General features: G+C 48.1%; 2 protein-coding genes. One reads left to right on the plus strand and one right to left on the minus strand.

What is annotated here, in order from left to right; genetic code table 11:
• A partial coding sequence (locus R7Z50_RS24330) for a cytochrome c5 family protein (protein WP_318149328.1) occupies positions 1–227 on the plus strand: 227 nt, incomplete at its 5' end.
• A 92-nt stretch (positions 228–319) separates the two neighbouring features.
• On the opposite strand, the gene R7Z50_RS24335 is transcribed toward R7Z50_RS24330, so the two are convergent.
• Positions 320–1,265, minus strand: a 946-nt coding sequence (locus R7Z50_RS24335; protein WP_318149329.1) for a 3'-5' exonuclease, incomplete at its 5' end; no start/stop codon positions are given.

Below are 1,265 nucleotides of genomic sequence, written 5' to 3' on the forward strand. Positions count from 1 at the left end.
CCACAGTTTATGGTACTTTTTGTATTGCTTGTCACGCATCTGGTGTAAACGGCGCGCCAAAATCGGGCAATGCTGACGATTGGGCTCCGCGTATCGCGCAAGGCAAAGACGTGCTAGTGAAGCACGCGCTTGAAGGCTTCAACGCGATGCCAGCAAAAGGTACATGTATGGACTGTTCTGATGATGAAATCATTGCAGCCATCGACCACATGATTGATGGCTTGTAATCCAGCCGCGACTCATCTGAAATAAGAAAGGCTTGCCCATCGGCAAGCCTTTTTGTTTGGAGTGAACTTGATTTACCGTGAGATCAAAGTGATCACTTCTTAAACATCGAGCGCAGGTTTGCAATGTGCGCCTGACCTTTTGCCATTCGTTCTTCTTGAGACACAGGCTTTTTGTTCACTTCCCATTCGACATCATCAAACGGCAGCTCATCCAAAAAACGACTTTGAGTCGGCTTGATCAACTCACCAAACTGGCGACGCTCTTTACACATGGTAAACGTCAGCTCTCGCTGTGCGCGGGTGATGCCTACGTACATCAAGCGTCGCTCTTCTTCGACGTTATCTTCATCAATACTGGTTTGATGCGGCAATATGCCCTCTTCCGAACCAATCAAATAAACGTAAGGAAACTCTAGACCTTTTGATGCGTGTAATGTCATCAATTGAACGGCATCGCTGTCTTCGTCTTCTTCGCCGCGTTCCATCATGTCACGCAAGGTCAAACGTTGAACCACTTCTTTCAGCGTTTTCTCTTCTTGGTCGTAATTGTCACCTTCTAAGTCGGCCACAATCCAAGAGTAGAGATCCGAAACGTTCTTCATGCGCATTTCAGCGGCTTTCGGGCTGGCTGATGTTTCGTACAGCCAATCTTCGTAATGAATGTCACGAACCAAGGAGCGAACAGCTTCTACTGTGTTACCTCGCTCAGCTTGATCGGCAATCGCCACCAACCATTGTGTAAAGCGACGCAGATTTTCGAGACCACGCCCCGATAGGTGTTGTTCTAATCCCATTTCAAAGCTTGCTTCAAATAGGCTTTTGCCGCGCATATTGGCGTAACTGCCCAATTTTTCTAACGTTACCGGGCCAATTTCGCGTCGCGGCGTGTTCACAATGCGCAGAAATGCGTTGTCATCGTCAGGGTTCACCAACACTCGAAGATACGCCATGATGTCTTTGATTTCGGCACGCGCGAAAAACGACGTACCGCCGGACAGTTTGTAGGGTACGCGGTTTTGCATCAGTGATTTTTCAATC

The organism is Vibrio sp. 1249-1 (assembly GCF_033340495.1).